The sequence below is a fragment of the Actinoplanes siamensis genome, from assembly GCF_016862395.1.
GTDB classification, from domain to species: domain Bacteria; phylum Actinomycetota; class Actinomycetes; order Mycobacteriales; family Micromonosporaceae; genus Actinoplanes; species Actinoplanes siamensis.
On sequence record NZ_BOMW01000018.1, the window covers coordinates 94361 to 109314 of the forward strand.

Sequence of the window (14954 nt, forward strand, 5' to 3'; positions counted from 1 at the left end):
CTACGGCAGTAACCATCGGTGTCCGAAAGCGTTCAGTCATGTCCAGTCCTTCCGGACGGCTCGCCCGCCCACCCGCGTGGAACGCGACAGTGCCCCGCCAGCTCTTCTGGTTCATGCTGGTCGGCGCACTGAGCACGGTCCTGCAGACGATCGTGTACGTCTCCGTCCGCGAGGTGCTCGCCGCCACCTGGGCGAGCTGGCTGGCGCTGCTCGTGGTCACCCCGGCGAACACCGAGGCCCACCGCCGCATCACGTTCAACGTCACCACCACCGCGGTCGGCCGCCTGCACTGGGAGGCAGGTCTCACCTCGGTGGCCGTCTACCTGGCCAACCTGGTGGTGGCCCCGTGGTTCACCGGCCTCGCCGGTCCGCACCCGTCCTCGCTGACCGAGTCCCTGGTCCTGGCCCTGACCGGCAGCCTGGTGGGCGGCGCCCGCTACGTCGTCCTCCGCGGCTGGGTCTTCTCCACCCGCCGCCACGCGAAGTCCTCCCCGGCTCCGGCGACACCGCCGGCCACCGCCGCCCCGGCGCCCGCCGCTTCCCGGGCGCCCGCGGCGACGGCTTCCTGCGCACCTCTCGCCGCGCCCGCACCGGACCGTCGCACCCGGCGGAACCCGCGTGGCCGCCCGCTTTCCTTCCGCCAGAACACCGCCCCGGCCGGGACGACCGCTACTCCCGTCACCACGCCGGCCTCCCACGCCTACCGCTCCACCGACGACCTCTCGGCGGCACTGGCCTGCCTCGGCACGCTGGCCCCGATCCCCACGGCCCGTCTCTGCCTGGGCCAGCCGAGCCCCGGTGTCCTCAACCAGCGCCCGCCCGGCCGCCTGCGCACCTGGCATCGCAACCGCCGTCAGCACCTCACCGCCCGCAGCTGACCCTTCCGGGCACCCACCCGTCAGGACCCAGCCGCAGAACCTCGGCTGGCAGCGAGGAGTGTGTCCGGGACCCGGAGACACACTCCGGGACCAGCCGGCGCCGTGCGGCCGGGCGCCGGTGGTGTGTTCAACCGGCTGAGACGCACTCCAGGACGAGCCCGCGGCGGGCGGCTCGGGATACCGGGATTCAGTGGGTGGGGTCTTCGCAGGTGAGCAGGCGCTGGATGGCGTCGCCGTAGAGGGTGATGATGGCGGTTCGTTCGCCGCGGACCAGGGCCGGGTCGCCGACCAGCCAGAAGGCGTTGATCAGGCCGGCGAACTGGGCGGCGGCCAGCCGGGCGCGCAGTTCCGGGTAGGCGCCGCCGACGCGCTCGGCGAGCGGCCCGACGAAGACGTCGTGGATGGAGGCGCGGAGGCGTTCCTTGATCTCCGGGCGGTCCGAGGCGCTGAGCATCGCCCGGTACACCCCGGCGACCGGGCTCTCGGCGCCCTCCAGGACGTAGCGGACCAGTTCCCGGCCGATCGACTCCAGCGGGCCGGCGAGGATCGTGCTCAGGTCCCCGGAGACCGAGACCGTGGCGAGGAACAGCCCCTCCTTGGAGCCGAAGTGCCGGATCACCAGCGCCGGATCGCAACCGGCCGCCGCCGCGATGGCCCGGACCGTGGTGGCCGCGTAACCGTCGCGGACGAACAGCTCCCCGGCCGCGCGACGAATCGCGTCACGGGGTGGGAGGTTCTGCGGCGGCACACGATCATCTTATGGCGGTTTCCCAGTGAGCTCACCGGCCCCATCGGCACACTCGCGGGGGTCTTCCGGCCGCGTGGCGGAAACAGGGCGGTCCGGGAGATACCGGCGGCCGGCCACCGGAGCGAATCCCCAGCCGGGGCGGTGACCGGCCGCCGGAGCGCTCACCGGCCGGACCCCGCGCGCCGGCCCCGATCAGCACGCCGACCCGATCGGCTCACCGAGTGACTTCCTCGGTGGACGCGGACCCGACCACGTCGGGGTCCCGAGGGCAACCGGCGCCGGGCCGGAACGCTTCGCGCCGCGGATCCGTGCCGCTCATCCTGGGGCAGCGGGAACAAAAGGATGAGCAGGCAGGATCGAGGACATCGGGGTGGGCAGGGGGCGGCGCGGCGCGGGCGCCGGGATCAGCGCTGGGCGGTGTGGGCGCCGGTCCGCCGACGCCGGGTGAGGAACAGCGTGACCAGGCCACCCACCACCAGAGCCAGCCCGCCGAGCCCGACCGCGGCCGCGTTCGCCCCGGTCAGCGCGAGGCCACCGGCCGGGGGCGCGCCGGATCCGGGGTTCCCTCCGGCCGCCACCGGCCCGGACGGAGCCGTCCGCGCCGGCAGGCCGACCGGCTCACCGGCCACCGGTCCGCCGGTATCCCGCGAGTCGGAGCCCGGAGAGGGGGAGCCGGGCGAGTCGGCGTCCGGAACATCGGAGCCGGGCGAGTCGGCATCCGCGGCATCGGAACCGGGCGAGTCGGCGCCCGGCAGGCCGGAGCCAGGGGAGTCGGCCCCCCGGCCCGAGCCGTAGGGATCGGACGCGTCCGCCGGGACCTGGTCGCGCGGGACCGAGGCCCCGACCCGGCCCGGCGCTGCCGCCGCCACCGACAGGTGACCGAGGGCCACGTCCAGCAGACAGGCCGGCCCGGTCCGGACCTCGACCCGCAGCGCCGCGGCGTCCGCCCGTACCTCGGCATCGGTGATCTCCTGGTTCGGCGAGCCGAGCGAGAGGCGCACCGACAACCGGGACGCCGGCCGGTCCGCCGCCATCTTGCCGAGCAGGTCGAGCGACACGCTGGTGTGGTCGCCGTCCAGGCCGGGCACCGCCTTGCCGGCGGAGGTCACCGCGAGGACCGCGGGCCGGTAGGTGACCGTGGAGCGCTTCCGGCTGCCGCCCGCGACGACCTCCAGCGTGGGCTGTGTGACCACCTTGGCGGAGATCTCCTGCGGGGTGCCGGCGAACAGGGTCAGGCCGCCGAGGGCGATGCCGGCGCCGGAGCGTACGCCGATCCGCCCGCCCGCGAGTTCGACCAGGTCGGTGGCGCTCTGCGTGGAGCCGGTCGGGCCGACCCGGAGCAGGCTGGTCCGGCTGGCCGCCTGAGTGGCGCTGACCGCCTGGATGGCCGGGACGGTGCGGGTCCCGCCGAGCACGCTCAGCCCCTCGACCATGGTCGTGGCGCGGGTCAGCGGGCCGGTCCTTCCGCACCTGTACCGGTCGGTCCAGGTCGCCTCGGCGGTGGCCTTGCCGAGCGTGGCGGAGGCGAGTCCACCGGCGTTCAGGGCGGCGAGCGGGACGTGGACGCCGCCGGCCGGGGAGCCGGGCGCGCGATCGGTGGCGACCGCGCCGGGCGACGGCAGGCCGAGCAGTTCGCCGTGGGTGTAGGAGGCGGTGGCGAGGCTGCGGCCGGCGGTGACGTCGCCGTGGGCGGGGGCGATCCGGACGTCGGCGAGCGCCGGCAGGTCCGGAGCGAGCGGGCCGGGGTCCAGGACGGAGATCTTGGCGAGGTCGGCCTGGGAGGTGGCGGTGAACTTCCCGATGGTGCAGGCTGACCCGCCGGCTGACGCGGGGGTCGCCGGTCCGGCGAGGGCGAGAGCGGCGGCTGTGACGGCCCCCAGAGGGCGGGCGACAGCACGGCGGGGGATCGGCATGATGCGTCCTTCCGGATAAAGGAGGAAGTGTCCGATGTGTCATCGGAGCAGCCCTTCATCCGGCTACGGCCACCGCGGCATGCGCTCACGATTCGGGCATACCGGCAAATACCTATTAATGCCCATCCTCGGGATAAGTCGCCCCGCTGTGCGACTCCTCGGTGAGTGGCCGGGCCCCGCCCTCCGGCGGGCCGGGCTCGGTCTGCGCCCCGGCCGCGAGGTGCGGGAACCTGTTGTCGAACGCCGGCCGCTCCGACCGCACCCGCGGCATCCGGTCGAAGTTGCGCAGCGGCGGCGGGCTCGACGTGGCCCACTCCAGCGAGTTCCCGTGGCCCCACGGGTCGTCCACGGTCACCGCCTCGCCCACCCGGTACGACTTCCACACGTTGTAGAGGAACGGCAGCGTCGCCGCCCCGAGGATGAACGAGCCGACCGTCGAGACGGTGTTCAGCGTGGTGAAGCCGTCGGTGGGCAGATAGTCGGGGTACCGCCGGGGCATGCCCTCGGCGCCCAGCCAGTGCTGCACCAGGAACGTGGTGTGGAAGCCGATGAGCGTCAGCCAGAAGTGGACCTTGCCCAGCCGGTCGTCGAGCTTGCGGCCGAACATCTTCGGGAACCAGAAGTAGATGCCGGAGAAGACGGCGAACACGATCGTGCCGAACAGCACGTAGTGGAAGTGCGCCACGACGAAGTAGCTGTCGTGCACGTGGAAGTCGACAGGCGGGCTGGCCAGCAACACTCCCGTCAGGCCGCCGAGCAGGAAGGTCACCAGGAACCCGACGGCGAAGAGCATCGGCGACTCGAAGGACAGCTGGCCGCGCCACATGGTGCCGATCCAGACGAAGAACTTCATCCCGGTCGGCACCGCGATCAGATAGCTGAGCAGGCTGAAGAACGGCAGCAGGACCTGACCGGTGGCGAACATGTGGTGCGCCCAGACGCTCATCGACAGCGCGGAGATCAGCAGGGTGGCCGAGACCAGGCCCTTGTAGCCGAACACCGGCTTGCGGCTGAAGACCGGGATGACCTCGGTGATGATGCCGAAGAACGGCAACGCGACGATGTACACCTCGGGATGGCCGAAGAACCAGAACAGGTGCTGCCAGAGCATCGGCCCGCCGGTGGCCGGGTCGTACACGTGCGCGTTCAGCACCCGGTCCGCCGCGAGGGCGAAGAGCGCGGCCGCCAGGAACGGGAAGACCAGCACCACCATCAGGCTGGTGAGCAGGATGTTCCACGTCATGATCGGCATCCGGAACATGGTCATCCCGGGCGCGCGCAGGGTCAGGATGGTGGTGATCATGTTGACCGCGCCGAGGATGGTGCCGACGCCCGAGATCGCCAGGCCGACCACCCACATGTTGCCGCCGTAGCCCGGCGAGTGCTCCCAGTCGCTGAGCGGCACGTACGCCGTCCAGCCGAAGTCGGCGGCGCCGCCGGGCGTGGCGAAGCCGCCGAGCGCGATCAGGCCGCCGAACAGGTACAGCCAGTAGGCGAACGCGTTGAGCCGGGGAAACGCGACGTCCGGCGCGCCGATCTGGATCGGAACGACGAAGTTGGCGAACGCGAACACGATGGGCGTCGCGAAGAACAGCAGCATGATCGTGCCGTGCATGGTGAACAGCTGGTCGTACTGCTCCGGGGAGAGCAGCTGCATGCCGGGCCGGGCCAGCTCGGCTCGCATGATCAGAGCGAGCAGGCCACCGATGACGAACCACCCGAACGCGGTCGCCATATACATGATCCCGATCTGCTTGGCGTCCGTGGTGCGCAGAGTGCGGGCCAGCCAGGACCCGCGAACCTGCCGGCGGACCGGCCACGGGCGGGTCTGGACAGGTCGCGGCGCGACGGTGGTCATGGGGGCCTCCTGCCGGAAAGCGCTCGAACCTGTTCGTACTCCCCCCAAATCGCGTTGCCAACCGCGCCACATCCATCGTTCTCGGTCAACCCTGCCGAGCCGCACCATCCGAAAAACCAGCAAAACTCAGATCAACGGCCCGCTCCCGTACGGCCGGGGCACCGTCACGACTCCACCCAGTCCGGCGGCTCCGCCGCCCGCAGGCGGGGATCCCCGACCGCGAAGGTGCGCACCGGCCCCTTCCCGGTCCGCGGACCCTCGAAGCGCACCGTCACCCGGCCCAGGCCGCTGCCCTGCACCCACCCGGCGCCCAGGTCGTCGTGCCACACGTCCTGCCCCGGCCGCCACCCCACCGGCTCGGCGCCGGCCAGGTCCGCGCCGCCGGGCGACGCCCCGGCGGACGGTCCCGCGGCGGACGGTCCGGGGTCCGGATCCGGCAGCGTCGCGGCGGCGACGTGCGCGGCCGCCGCCGGCTCCCCGGAGACGGCGGACGCGTCCGGATCGGCCGCGACCGGGACGGCGGCGAATAGATCGGAGCGGCTCTCGAAGAACAGGTCGTCCTGAGCGAAGTCGGCGAGCGTGGAAACGCCCACGCCGAGCAGCCGGATGCCGCCCGAGGTGTCCACCTCGCCGAGCAGGCGGCGGGCCAGCTGCGCTACCAGACGGCCGTCGTCAGTCGGGTGATCCCGGGTGAACGCCCTGGTCACCGTGGTGAAGTCGCCGTGCCGCACCTTGATGTTGACGGTCCGCCCGGCGAGCCCGCCGGACCGCAGCCGGCCGGCCACCCGCGCCGACAGCAGATCCAGCTCGCGCCGCAGCCGCACCGGGTCGGTCACGTCGACGTCGAACGTCTCCTCCGCGGAGACCGACTTGGCCTCCCGCTCGCTCACCACCTGCCGGTCGTCCTGCGCGCGGGCCAGCCGGAACAGCCCCGTCCCGTGCGCCTGGCCGAACCAGTCGACCAGGTGCTCCAGCGGGACCGCGGCCAGGTCGCCGACCGTGCGCACACCGGACCGGTGCAGCCGCTGCTCGGTGGCCGGGCCGACCCCGCCGAGCCGGCTCACCGGCAACGGGTGCAGGAACGCCAGCTCCTCGCCGGGCGGGACCACGGTCAGGCCGTCCGGCTTGCGTAGGTCCGATCCGATCTTGGCGAGCAGCTTGGAGGAGGCCGCGCCGATCGACCCGGTGACGCCGCCGGTGGCGGCGGCGATCTCCGCCTTCAGCGCGCGGGCCAGTTCGGTGACGCCGGTGACGCTCGGGTCGGCGCCGGTCGGCGCGAGATCCACATACGCCTCGTCGATGCTGACCTGCTCGACCAGCGGGGACACCTCGCCGAGCAGCCGCATCACCACCTCGCTGGTGCGCTTGTAGGCCGCGAAGCGGGGCGAGAGATAGGCCGTGTTCCACGGGGCGAGCCGGCGGGCCTGCGCCATCGGCATCGCCGAGCGCACGCCGAAGACGCGCGCCTCGTACGACGCGGTGGAGACCACGCCGCGGCCGGCCACTCCGCCGACGACGACCGGCTTGCCCCGCAGGGAGGGCTTGTCCCGCTGCTCGACCGCGGCGAACATCGCATCCAGGTCGACGTGCAGAATGCTCGGATCCCCCCTCACGACCCGCAGCCTACGCACCGGGTACGACAAGAGAACCGGGCACGGAGAACGAAGAGGAGCCTGGAGATGCCGGACACCGGACTGGCCCGTCAGTCGACCGTCTACCGCGCCGGCACGCTGGGCCGCCGCCCGGCCGTGCCCTGCGACTTCGCCGAACTGGAACGCCTGGCCAAACGCGCGAGCAGCGCCGAGGCCTGGGCCTACGTGGCCGGCGGCGCCGGTGAGGGCCGGACCATGCGGCGCAACCGGGAGGCGTTCGACCGCTGGGCCATCGTGCCCCGGATGGCGGCCGGCGCGGTGGACCGCGACCTGTCGGTGGAGTTGCTGGGCGCCCGGCTGCCCAGCCCGCTGCTGCTCGCCCCGGTCGGCGCCGGAGCGCTGATGGGCCGGGACAGCGATCTCGCGATAGCCGCCGGGGCGGCCGCGACCGGGACGCCGTACATCCTCTCCAACCAGGGTTGCAACCCGATGGAGGAGTGCGCCGCCGCGATGGGCGGCACGCCGCGCTGGTTCCAGCTCTACTGGAGCAAAGACGAGCGGCTGGTCGACAGCCTGATCGCCCGCGCCGAGCGGATCGGCGCCGGGGCGCTGGTGGTGACCCTGGACACCACGGTGCTGGGCTGGCGGCCGCAGGACCTGAACCTGGGCTCGCTGCCGTTCGCCAAGGGGCTGGGCATCGCGCAGTACACCTCCGACCCGGTGTTCCAGGAGATCGTCGCGGAACGGGCCGGGCAGCCACGGGAGCGCCCGCGGATCACCCTGGGCGCGATCCGCACGCTGCTGGCGATGTCCCGCAACCACCCCGGCCGGTTCTGGGCCAACCTGCGCTCGCCGATCCCCCGGGCCAGCGTGGAGACCTTCCTGGACATCTACTCCAACCCCGGCCTGAGCTGGGAGCACCTGGCCACGCTCAAGCGCCGGACGGCGCTCCCGGTGGTGCTCAAGGGGATCCTGGACCCGGACGACGCCCGCCGCGCCCTGGAGATCGGCGTGGACGCGATAGTGGTCTCGAACCACGGCGGGCGCCAGGTGGACAACGCGATCGCCGCGCTGGACGCGCTGGTGCGCGTCCGCGAGGCGGTCGGGCCGGAGCCGGTGCTGCTGTTCGACAGCGGCGTCCGCACCGGCGCGGACGTCTTCACCGCTGTGGCGCTCGGCGCGGACGCGGTCCTGCTGGGCCGCCCGCACCTGTACGGGTTCGCCCTGGCCGGCGCGCACGGCGTGGCCGAGGTGATCCGCAACGTGCTGGCCGAACTGGACCTGACCATGGCGCTGAGCGGCGCCCGGACGATCGCGGAGATCACCCGCGAGCGGCTGCGCGAGACCGGCAGATGATCCGGCGGCTGCTCCTGCTCTCCCGGCGCGGCCGCGTTCCCGCCGGGCGTGCTCCGGATCCCCGGCCGGCGGGCACGACCGCCGCTCACTCCACGCGGTGAGGCCTTCACCCTCCGCCGACCTGTTCCACCCCCATCCCCTCACGCCCAGCCGTCCACCGCCGGCTGGCGCTCGGAGCCGCCGCACGGCCTCGAAGGGCCTCTCGCCGCCGGCCGGCGGTGGACGGCAGGGGCTGGGAAGTGTCCGGGGGTCGGGCGGGGAAACGGTAGTGGGGGGTGGGGCTCCGTGTCCGGCTCGCGACGCGGGCCGCCGGCGGCCGTGGCGCGCAGGAGCAACGCCGTACCGTCGAGGCAGTTGATCCGCAACCCCAGGGGAACCTTGCCACGCCCGCCCACCGGGCCCAGGTCTGGCAGCGCGACCAGGTCCCAGGCGCGGAACGCGCCGGGACGCGCGGCCTCCAGCAGCCGCGCGGCGAAGACGGCCGCGCGCTCTGCGCGCCGGGACGGCGGAGGCAGGACCTCCGGGATCGGCAGGGCCGTCTCCCCCGGCCAGACCGCACCCCAGAGGTACGCCTCGGACCCGGTGTCGTAACGCACCCGTAGCCCCGAGGGCGACGGCCCGCCCGGCATCGCGTCGGCGCCGAAGCGCTGCACCGCGGCGATCTCCGGGTGGCCGCTGGCGAGGTGCAGGTCCTGCAGGATGTCGAGCACGTGGGCGAGTCGCACGGCAACACCCAACGAGGGCCGTACGTCCGGGCGCCGTCCCGGTTGTGCGACACGGCCCGGGCGTACCCCTAAGGGTGGCCACCCGGGTTCATGCTGTTCCTGTGCGCTTCATCCTCAACGTCCTGTGGTTCATCTTCGGCAGCGGCTTCCTCATGGCGCTCGGCTACGGTCTGGCGGCCCTGATCTGCTTCGCCCTGGTGGTCACGATCCCGTTCGGCGTCGCCGCGGCGCGCCTGGCGGTCTACTCGCTCGCGCCGTTCGGCCGCACCGTGGTGTCCCGCCCGGGCGCCGGCGCGCCCTCCGGCGTGGCGAACATCCTCTGGGTGGTCCTGTTCGGCTGGTGGATCGCGCTGCACCACGTGGTCGTGGGCGTCGCCCAGTGCGTGACGATCATCGGCATCCCGTTCGGGATCGCGAACTTCAAGCTGGCGCCGGTGGCCTTCTGGCCGCTCGGCCGCGAGATCGTCGAACTCGACTAGGGAGTCCTGGCATGGAGATCAACGGCATCTTCACCGGCATCGTCTTCGGCCTGATCATCGGCGCGCTCGGGCGCCTGGTGGTGCCGGGCAGACAGCGCCTGCCGGTCTGGGCGACGCTGCTGGTCGGCGTCGTCGCCGGCCTGGCCGGCACCTTCGTCGCGGCGGCGGTCGGCGTCGACGACACCGACGGCGTCGACTGGATCGAGCTGGCCCTGCAGGTCGGCCTGGCCGCCGTTGGCGTGACACTGGTCGCCGGCGCTGGGCGGCGTCGACGGATCTAGGCAGGCAGTTCACGGTGCGGGCGGCGCGGGCACGGTAGGTTCTGCGACATGGCCCGCGTACGCGCCGCACTCTATCTGGACTTCGACAACGTGTTCAGCGGACTGATCAAGCAGGACCCGGACGCGGCGATCCAGTTCGCCAAGGACCCGGCCGCGTGGTTGGTCCGGCTGACCACGTCGCTGACCGTGGACGGCCCGCGCCGCTGGCTCATCCTGCGCTGTTACATGAACCCCGGCGGCTGGGTGCCCAACCCGGACACCGACGCGCCCCAGCAGCGGCTCTACTACTCGCAGTTCCGGCCGTTCTTCGTGAACGCCGGCTTCGAGGTGATCGACTGCCCGCGGCTGACCCACACCAAGAACGCCGCGGACATCCGGATGGTGGTGGACGCGGTGGACGCGCTCGCCGACCCGGTGACGTTCGAGGAGTTCGTGATCGGCTCCGGCGACTCGGACATGACCCCGCTGCTGCTGCGGCTGCGCCGGGCCGACCGGCGGACCACGATCGTCTCCCCGTCGGACGCGGCCGAGGCGTTCACCGCGGTCGCCGACCGGCTGATCACCAGTCAGGAGCTGCTCGAGCTGGTCCAAGGCGAGCCGGTGGAGAGCGACGAGGCGCCGGTCACCTCGGGCGACCCGGAGACGCCGGTCTCCTACGAGCAGTTCCGCGATCTGGTCGCCTGGCGGTACAACGCGGCCAGTGGCCCGCTGAACCTGGCGTCGCTCGCCCACGACCTGCGCCGCCAGCTCGGCCCGAGCGTGGACGAGACGAACTGGTTCGGCAACGGCGGGTTCGTCCGCGCGCTGGAGAGCCTGAGCCTGCCGTACGCGAAATTCTCCAATCACTTCCTGTGGAACGCGGCAGACCACGACCCGCCCGAGTCGGGATTCAGCACGGTGCCCGCGCCGGAACCGGTCAACCGGCTGTCCGCGCTGCTCAGCCTGCCCCGGCTGGCCCGGGAGATGTGGCAGCCGATCTATCAGGCGCTCGCCGACTACGCGGCCGGGCACCACTTCAACCTGACCGAGGCGACCCGCTGGGCCCGGGACCAGCTGGCGGCGCAGGGGGTGGACGTGAGCCGCAGCGCCATCGCGTTCGTCACCCGGGGCACCGCGTTCGGCGGCGCCCCGCTCTACCGCCAGCCGCCGCCGCAGGCCGCGGAGATCGCTTCGGCGTTCGCGGACAACGTGCTCAGCCGGGCGGAGGCGGCGGCGATCGCGTTGAGCGAGGAGGAGGTCACCGAGGTCAGGGCCTGGTTGGGCGCTTAGCGGTTGTGCACAGCGGCGAGTTGTCCACAACGGTGGCGGCGCGATCTTGGGCGGGTTGGGACAATGGGATCGGGGTCGCCCCCCTGAGGTGGGCGGGGGTCTCGTTTAGAACAGAGCCGTCGCCGCGGCGTTCCAGCTCGCGACGAGATCGATCCCTGCGGGATCGCGGAGCCATTGGATCTGCAGCCCGTCCATCAGCGCCATCACCCGCCGCGCCAGGATCTCCGGCTCCGGTACGCCGTGGGCCCGTGCCAACGCTGTCATCGACGTGATCGTGCTCTCCTGACGGGCCCGGAAGTACTCGTGGGCCGGATGGTCCGGGGCCAGCGACTCGGCCTCCAGCACCGCGAAGAGCCGCACGATCTCCGGCTGGCCGGCGTTACGGCGTACCAGCGCGGCGCAGATCGACGGCAGCGGCACCCGGCCGGGCAGTTCGGCGGCGGGCAGCCCCAGCTCGTCGGCGAGTGACCGGTGATCCTCGGCGTCCCGGTGTTCCAGGACCGCGACCAGCAGGTTGTCCTTGGAGCCGACGTGGTGCAGCAGCCCGGGCACGGTGAGCCCGCACTCGTCCGCGACGTCCTGCATCGACAGGCCCCAGAAGCCGCGCTCGGCGATCAGCCGGGTGGTCGCGTCGAGGATCTGGCGGCGGCGCTCGGCGGCGGGCAGCCGGGTCCGGTCGCGGCGGCGGGGTGCGGTGTTCACGGCGTTCTTCCCCTCGGCGGCTCTTGCCCACGGTGCGGGCCGCGGCTACGTTACCAATCAGTTAAAACCTACTAGGTACTCAGTAAGGGCGGGCCGATCCATGACTCCTGAGCTCAGCACCGCCGATCAGGCGGCCCTCACCAGCGGCAGCGACTTCTGGCGGACCACCGCCGTCGAGTCCGCGGACCTCCCCGCCGTCACCGTCACCGACGGCCCGCACGGGGTGCGCATGCAGGCCTCCAGCGGCGATCTGCTGGCCGGCATCCCGGCCACCTGCTTCCCGCCGGCCGTGGCGAGCGCCTCCACCTGGGACCCGGAGCTGCTGCGCCGCCTCGGCGAGGCGCTCGGCGACGAGTGCCGGGCGATGGACGTGGCCGTGCTGCTCGGCCCGGGGGTGAACCTGAAGCGCAGCCCGCTCGGCGGCCGCAACTTCGAGTACTTCTCCGAGGACCCGCTGCTGACCGGCGTGCTGGCCACCGAGTGGGTGCGGGGCCTGCAGAGCAAGGGGGTCGGCGCGTCACTCAAGCACTTCGCGGTGAACAGCCAGGAGACCGACCGGATGCGGATCAGCGCCGACGTGGACGAGCGCACCCTGCGGGAGATGTATCTGCGGGCGTTCCAGCGGGTGGTCACCAGGGCGCAGCCGTGGACGGTGATGTGCGCCTACAACAAGGTCAACGGGGTGTACGCGAGCCAGAACCGCTGGCTGCTCACCGAGGTGCTGCGGGACGAGTGGGGCTTCGAGGGGCTGGTCGTCTCGGACTGGGGCGCGGTGGTCGACCGGGTGGCCGCGGTCCGCGCCGGGCTGGACCTGACCATGCCGGGCCCGGACGCGGCCGGCGACCGGGCGCTGGTCGACGCGGTACGGGCCGGCACGCTGGCGGCCGCGGCGCTGCGGAAGTCCGCTGACCTGGTACGGGAGATGATCCGGAAGGCCGGGAGGCGCGAAGCCGGCGGCTATGACGCGGCCGCGCACCACGCCCTGGCCCGGGAGATCGCCGGCCGGGCGATCGTGCTGTTGAAGAACGACGGCGGGCTCCTTCCGCTGCGCGAGCGGGGGCAGTCGATCGCGGTGCTCGGCGAGTTCGCGCGGACGCCGCGCTATCAGGGCGGCGGCAGTTCCCAGATCACGCCGACGCGGCTGGACGACGCGCTGAGCCAGATCCAGGCGTCGACGGACGCCCCTGTCACGTTCGCCGCGGGCTACGACGACGTCGCCGAAGCGGTCGAGGCGGCCAGGGCCAGCGACGTGGCGCTGGTCTTCGTGGGCAGCGCGCACGAGACCGAGGGGGCCGACCGGGAGTCGCTGGACCTGCCGGCCGAGCAGCTGACGCTGATCGAGCGGGTGTCCGAGGCCAATCCGAACACGGTGGTGGTGCTCTCCAACGGGGCGGTGCTGCTGACCAGCCCGTGGGAGGCCCGGGTGCCGGCGATCGTGGAGGGCTGGCTGCTCGGGCAGGCCGGCGGCAGCGCGCTCGCGGACGTGCTGTTCGGCCGGGTCAACCCGTCCGGGCGGCTGGCCGAGACGATCCCGGTGCGCCTCCAGGACCACCCGTCCTACCTGGACTTTCCCGGCGAGCACGGGCATGTGCGGTACGGCGAGGGCCTGCACGTCGGCTACCGCGGTTTCGACGCCCGGCAGGCCCCGGTGTCGTACCCGTTCGGGTTCGGGCTGTCGTACACGACGTTCGCCTACGGCCCGGCCGGCGGGGAGGGCCTGGAGATCCGCGTGCCGGTGACCAACACCGGCTCGCGCGACGGGCGCGAGGTCGTCCAGGTCTACGTCAGCCTGCCCGGTTCGGCGGTGCGGCGTGCCCCGCGCGAGCTGAAGGCGTTCGCGAACGTGGCGATCCCGGCCGGCGCGACGGTGGAGGTGGTGCTGCACGTCGAGCGGGACGATCTGGCCTACTGGGACACCCGCCTCGGCCGGTGGGTCGTCGAGGACGGCGATTACGTCTTCGAGATCGGCGCGTCGTCGCGGGACATCCGGGCCACGGTGACCCGGCACGTCGGCGGGGACCCGGTGCGGGTGCCGCTGACCGCGGACTCCAGCATCGGCGAGTGGTTCGCCGACCCGCGCGGCGCCGAGCTGCTGGGGGCGCTGTTCGCCGAGGCCGCGGCGTCCGCCGGCGACTCCACGATGTCGGCGGTGGCGTCCGATCCGAACGTGCTGATGATGCTGAACAGCCTGCCGCTGAGCCGGATGGCGATGTTCCCGGGCAGCCCGTTCCCGCCGGCCGCCGTCGATCAACTGGTCAAGGACGCCAACAGCTAGCACGTATCTACGCGAAGTGGCGCGACCGTACGGTCGCGAGCCGCTTCCGGTTCTTCGAGCGCCCGGTGGCGCGGACGCGCCGCCGGGCGTCGTCAGGTCCGCGTCCTGGTGAGCAGGGCCTGGATCCGGGACACCAGCTCGCGGGGGCTGAACGGCTTGGTCACGTAGTCGTCGGCGCCCGCGCTGAACCCGCCCTCGACGTCCTGCTCCTGGACCCGGGCGGTGAGCATGATGATCAGCATGCCGGCGGTGGCCGGGTCGGCACGCAGCATCCGGCACACGTCGATGCCGGAGAGCAGCGGCATGCTGACGTCCAGCACGGCGAGGGTGGGCCGCAGGGCGCGGGCCTGGTCCACCGCGGCCTGGCCGTCCCCGACGGTGACCACCTCGAGCCCGGCCTGTTCCAGCTTGAACGCCACCAGGTCACGGATGTCAGCGTCGTCGTCGGCCACCAGGACCGTGGTCACGGCAGCTCCCCTCGATCGGCGTCACTCTCCGACGACCATATCCGCTTATCAACTCACTTGTAGTGAGCTAGCGGATTGTGGCGTGCAACCGTGCTGCAACCGCTGTGCGCTCGTCCCGCCACCCGGCGGCGGTGTGCTGATCATCGAGCCCATCGCGGCGCCACCGAACTCAGCCGGAGGAACCGATGCCCGCCACGATCGACGACGTACTGACCGAAGCGCTCTTCGCCTCGGACTTACAACGTTCCCAGGAACCCACCGCGGAGCTGATCAGAGAGGCCGTCACCGCTACCGTCTCCCGCCTCGGGGCGTCCGAGTGCGCGGCGCTGGTGGCCCAGGAGTTCGGCGAGCACCCGGACTGCGCCCTCGGCCGGATGCGGTGGGCGCGCACCGCGGTCCGGCGCGCCTTCG

At 72.7% G+C, this 14954-nt stretch carries 14 protein-coding genes; 7 read left to right on the plus strand and 7 right to left on the minus strand.

Going from position 1 to position 14954, the window contains the following annotated elements; all coding sequences use genetic code 11:
• Window positions 1–38: 38 nt before the first annotated feature.
• Entirely contained in the window at window positions 39–878 is an 840-nt protein-coding gene (locus Asi03nite_RS09355; protein ID WP_203678163.1) for a GtrA family protein, read from the plus strand.
• Between the two features lie 187 nt (window positions 879–1065).
• On the opposite strand, the gene Asi03nite_RS09360 is transcribed toward Asi03nite_RS09355, so the two are convergent.
• The 4 genes from Asi03nite_RS09360 to Asi03nite_RS09375 form a co-directional block, all read right to left on the minus strand.
• Entirely contained in the window at window positions 1066–1626 is a 561-nt protein-coding gene (locus Asi03nite_RS09360; protein ID WP_203678164.1) for a TetR/AcrR family transcriptional regulator, read from the minus strand.
• 404 nt (window positions 1627–2030) lie between these two features.
• Window positions 2031–3539 carry a serine/threonine-protein kinase gene (locus tag Asi03nite_RS09365; protein ID WP_203678165.1) on the minus strand — a complete coding sequence of 503 codons (1509 nt, stop codon included), beginning with the start codon at window positions 3537–3539 and terminating at the stop codon, window positions 2031–2033.
• 115 nt (window positions 3540–3654) lie between these two features.
• A complete protein-coding gene (gene ctaD, locus Asi03nite_RS09370) occupies window positions 3655–5397 on the minus strand; it encodes an aa3-type cytochrome oxidase subunit I (RefSeq protein ID WP_203678166.1) in 1743 nt (580 codons plus the stop codon).
• A 164-nt stretch (window positions 5398–5561) separates the two neighbouring features.
• On the minus strand, window positions 5562–7010 hold the full coding sequence (locus Asi03nite_RS09375) for a DNA polymerase IV (protein ID WP_203678167.1): 1449 nt from the start codon (window positions 7008–7010) through the stop codon (window positions 5562–5564).
• A gap of 66 nt (window positions 7011–7076) precedes the next feature.
• Between Asi03nite_RS09375 and Asi03nite_RS09380 the strand changes: the two genes are divergently transcribed.
• Entirely contained in the window at window positions 7077–8345 is a 1269-nt protein-coding gene (locus tag Asi03nite_RS09380; protein ID WP_203678168.1) for an alpha-hydroxy-acid oxidizing protein, read from the plus strand.
• A gap of 140 nt (window positions 8346–8485) precedes the next feature.
• On the opposite strand, the gene Asi03nite_RS09385 is transcribed toward Asi03nite_RS09380, so the two are convergent.
• On the minus strand, window positions 8486–9070 hold the full coding sequence (locus Asi03nite_RS09385; protein WP_203678169.1) for a hypothetical protein: 585 nt from the start codon (window positions 9068–9070) through the stop codon (window positions 8486–8488).
• 101 nt (window positions 9071–9171) lie between these two features.
• On the opposite strand from Asi03nite_RS09385, the gene Asi03nite_RS09390 reads away from it, so the two are divergent.
• The 3 genes from Asi03nite_RS09390 to Asi03nite_RS09400 are packed head-to-tail and all read left to right on the plus strand — an operon-like array spanning window position 9172 to window position 11099.
• Complete coding sequence (locus tag Asi03nite_RS09390; RefSeq protein WP_275409350.1) at window positions 9172–9549, plus strand: YccF domain-containing protein; 378 nt, start codon at window positions 9172–9174, stop codon at window positions 9547–9549.
• 11 nt (window positions 9550–9560) lie between these two features.
• Window positions 9561–9830 (plus strand): GlsB/YeaQ/YmgE family stress response membrane protein, encoded by a 270-nt coding sequence (locus tag Asi03nite_RS09395; protein WP_203678171.1) that lies wholly within the window; start codon window positions 9561–9563, stop codon window positions 9828–9830.
• Window positions 9831–9878: 48 nt separating this feature from the next.
• Entirely contained in the window at window positions 9879–11099 is a 1221-nt protein-coding gene (locus tag Asi03nite_RS09400; RefSeq protein ID WP_203678172.1) for an NYN domain-containing protein, read from the plus strand.
• A gap of 105 nt (window positions 11100–11204) precedes the next feature.
• On the opposite strand, the gene Asi03nite_RS09405 is transcribed toward Asi03nite_RS09400, so the two are convergent.
• The gene (locus Asi03nite_RS09405) at window positions 11205–11801 is read right to left on the minus strand and encodes a TetR/AcrR family transcriptional regulator (protein ID WP_203678173.1); all 597 of its coding nucleotides are present in this window, start codon (window positions 11799–11801) and stop codon (window positions 11205–11207) included.
• A gap of 100 nt (window positions 11802–11901) precedes the next feature.
• Here Asi03nite_RS09405 and Asi03nite_RS09410 point away from each other — a divergent pair, with 100 nt between their 5' ends.
• Entirely contained in the window at window positions 11902–14076 is a 2175-nt protein-coding gene (locus Asi03nite_RS09410) for a glycoside hydrolase family 3 C-terminal domain-containing protein (protein WP_203678174.1), read from the plus strand.
• A 92-nt stretch (window positions 14077–14168) separates the two neighbouring features.
• On the opposite strand, the gene Asi03nite_RS09415 is transcribed toward Asi03nite_RS09410, so the two are convergent.
• A complete protein-coding gene (locus Asi03nite_RS09415) occupies window positions 14169–14543 on the minus strand; it encodes a response regulator transcription factor (protein ID WP_203678175.1) in 375 nt (124 codons plus the stop codon).
• 185 nt (window positions 14544–14728) lie between these two features.
• On the opposite strand from Asi03nite_RS09415, the gene Asi03nite_RS09420 reads away from it, so the two are divergent.
• Window positions 14729–14954, plus strand: a 226-nt coding sequence (locus tag Asi03nite_RS09420; RefSeq protein ID WP_203678176.1) for a hypothetical protein, incomplete at its 3' end; no start/stop codon positions are given.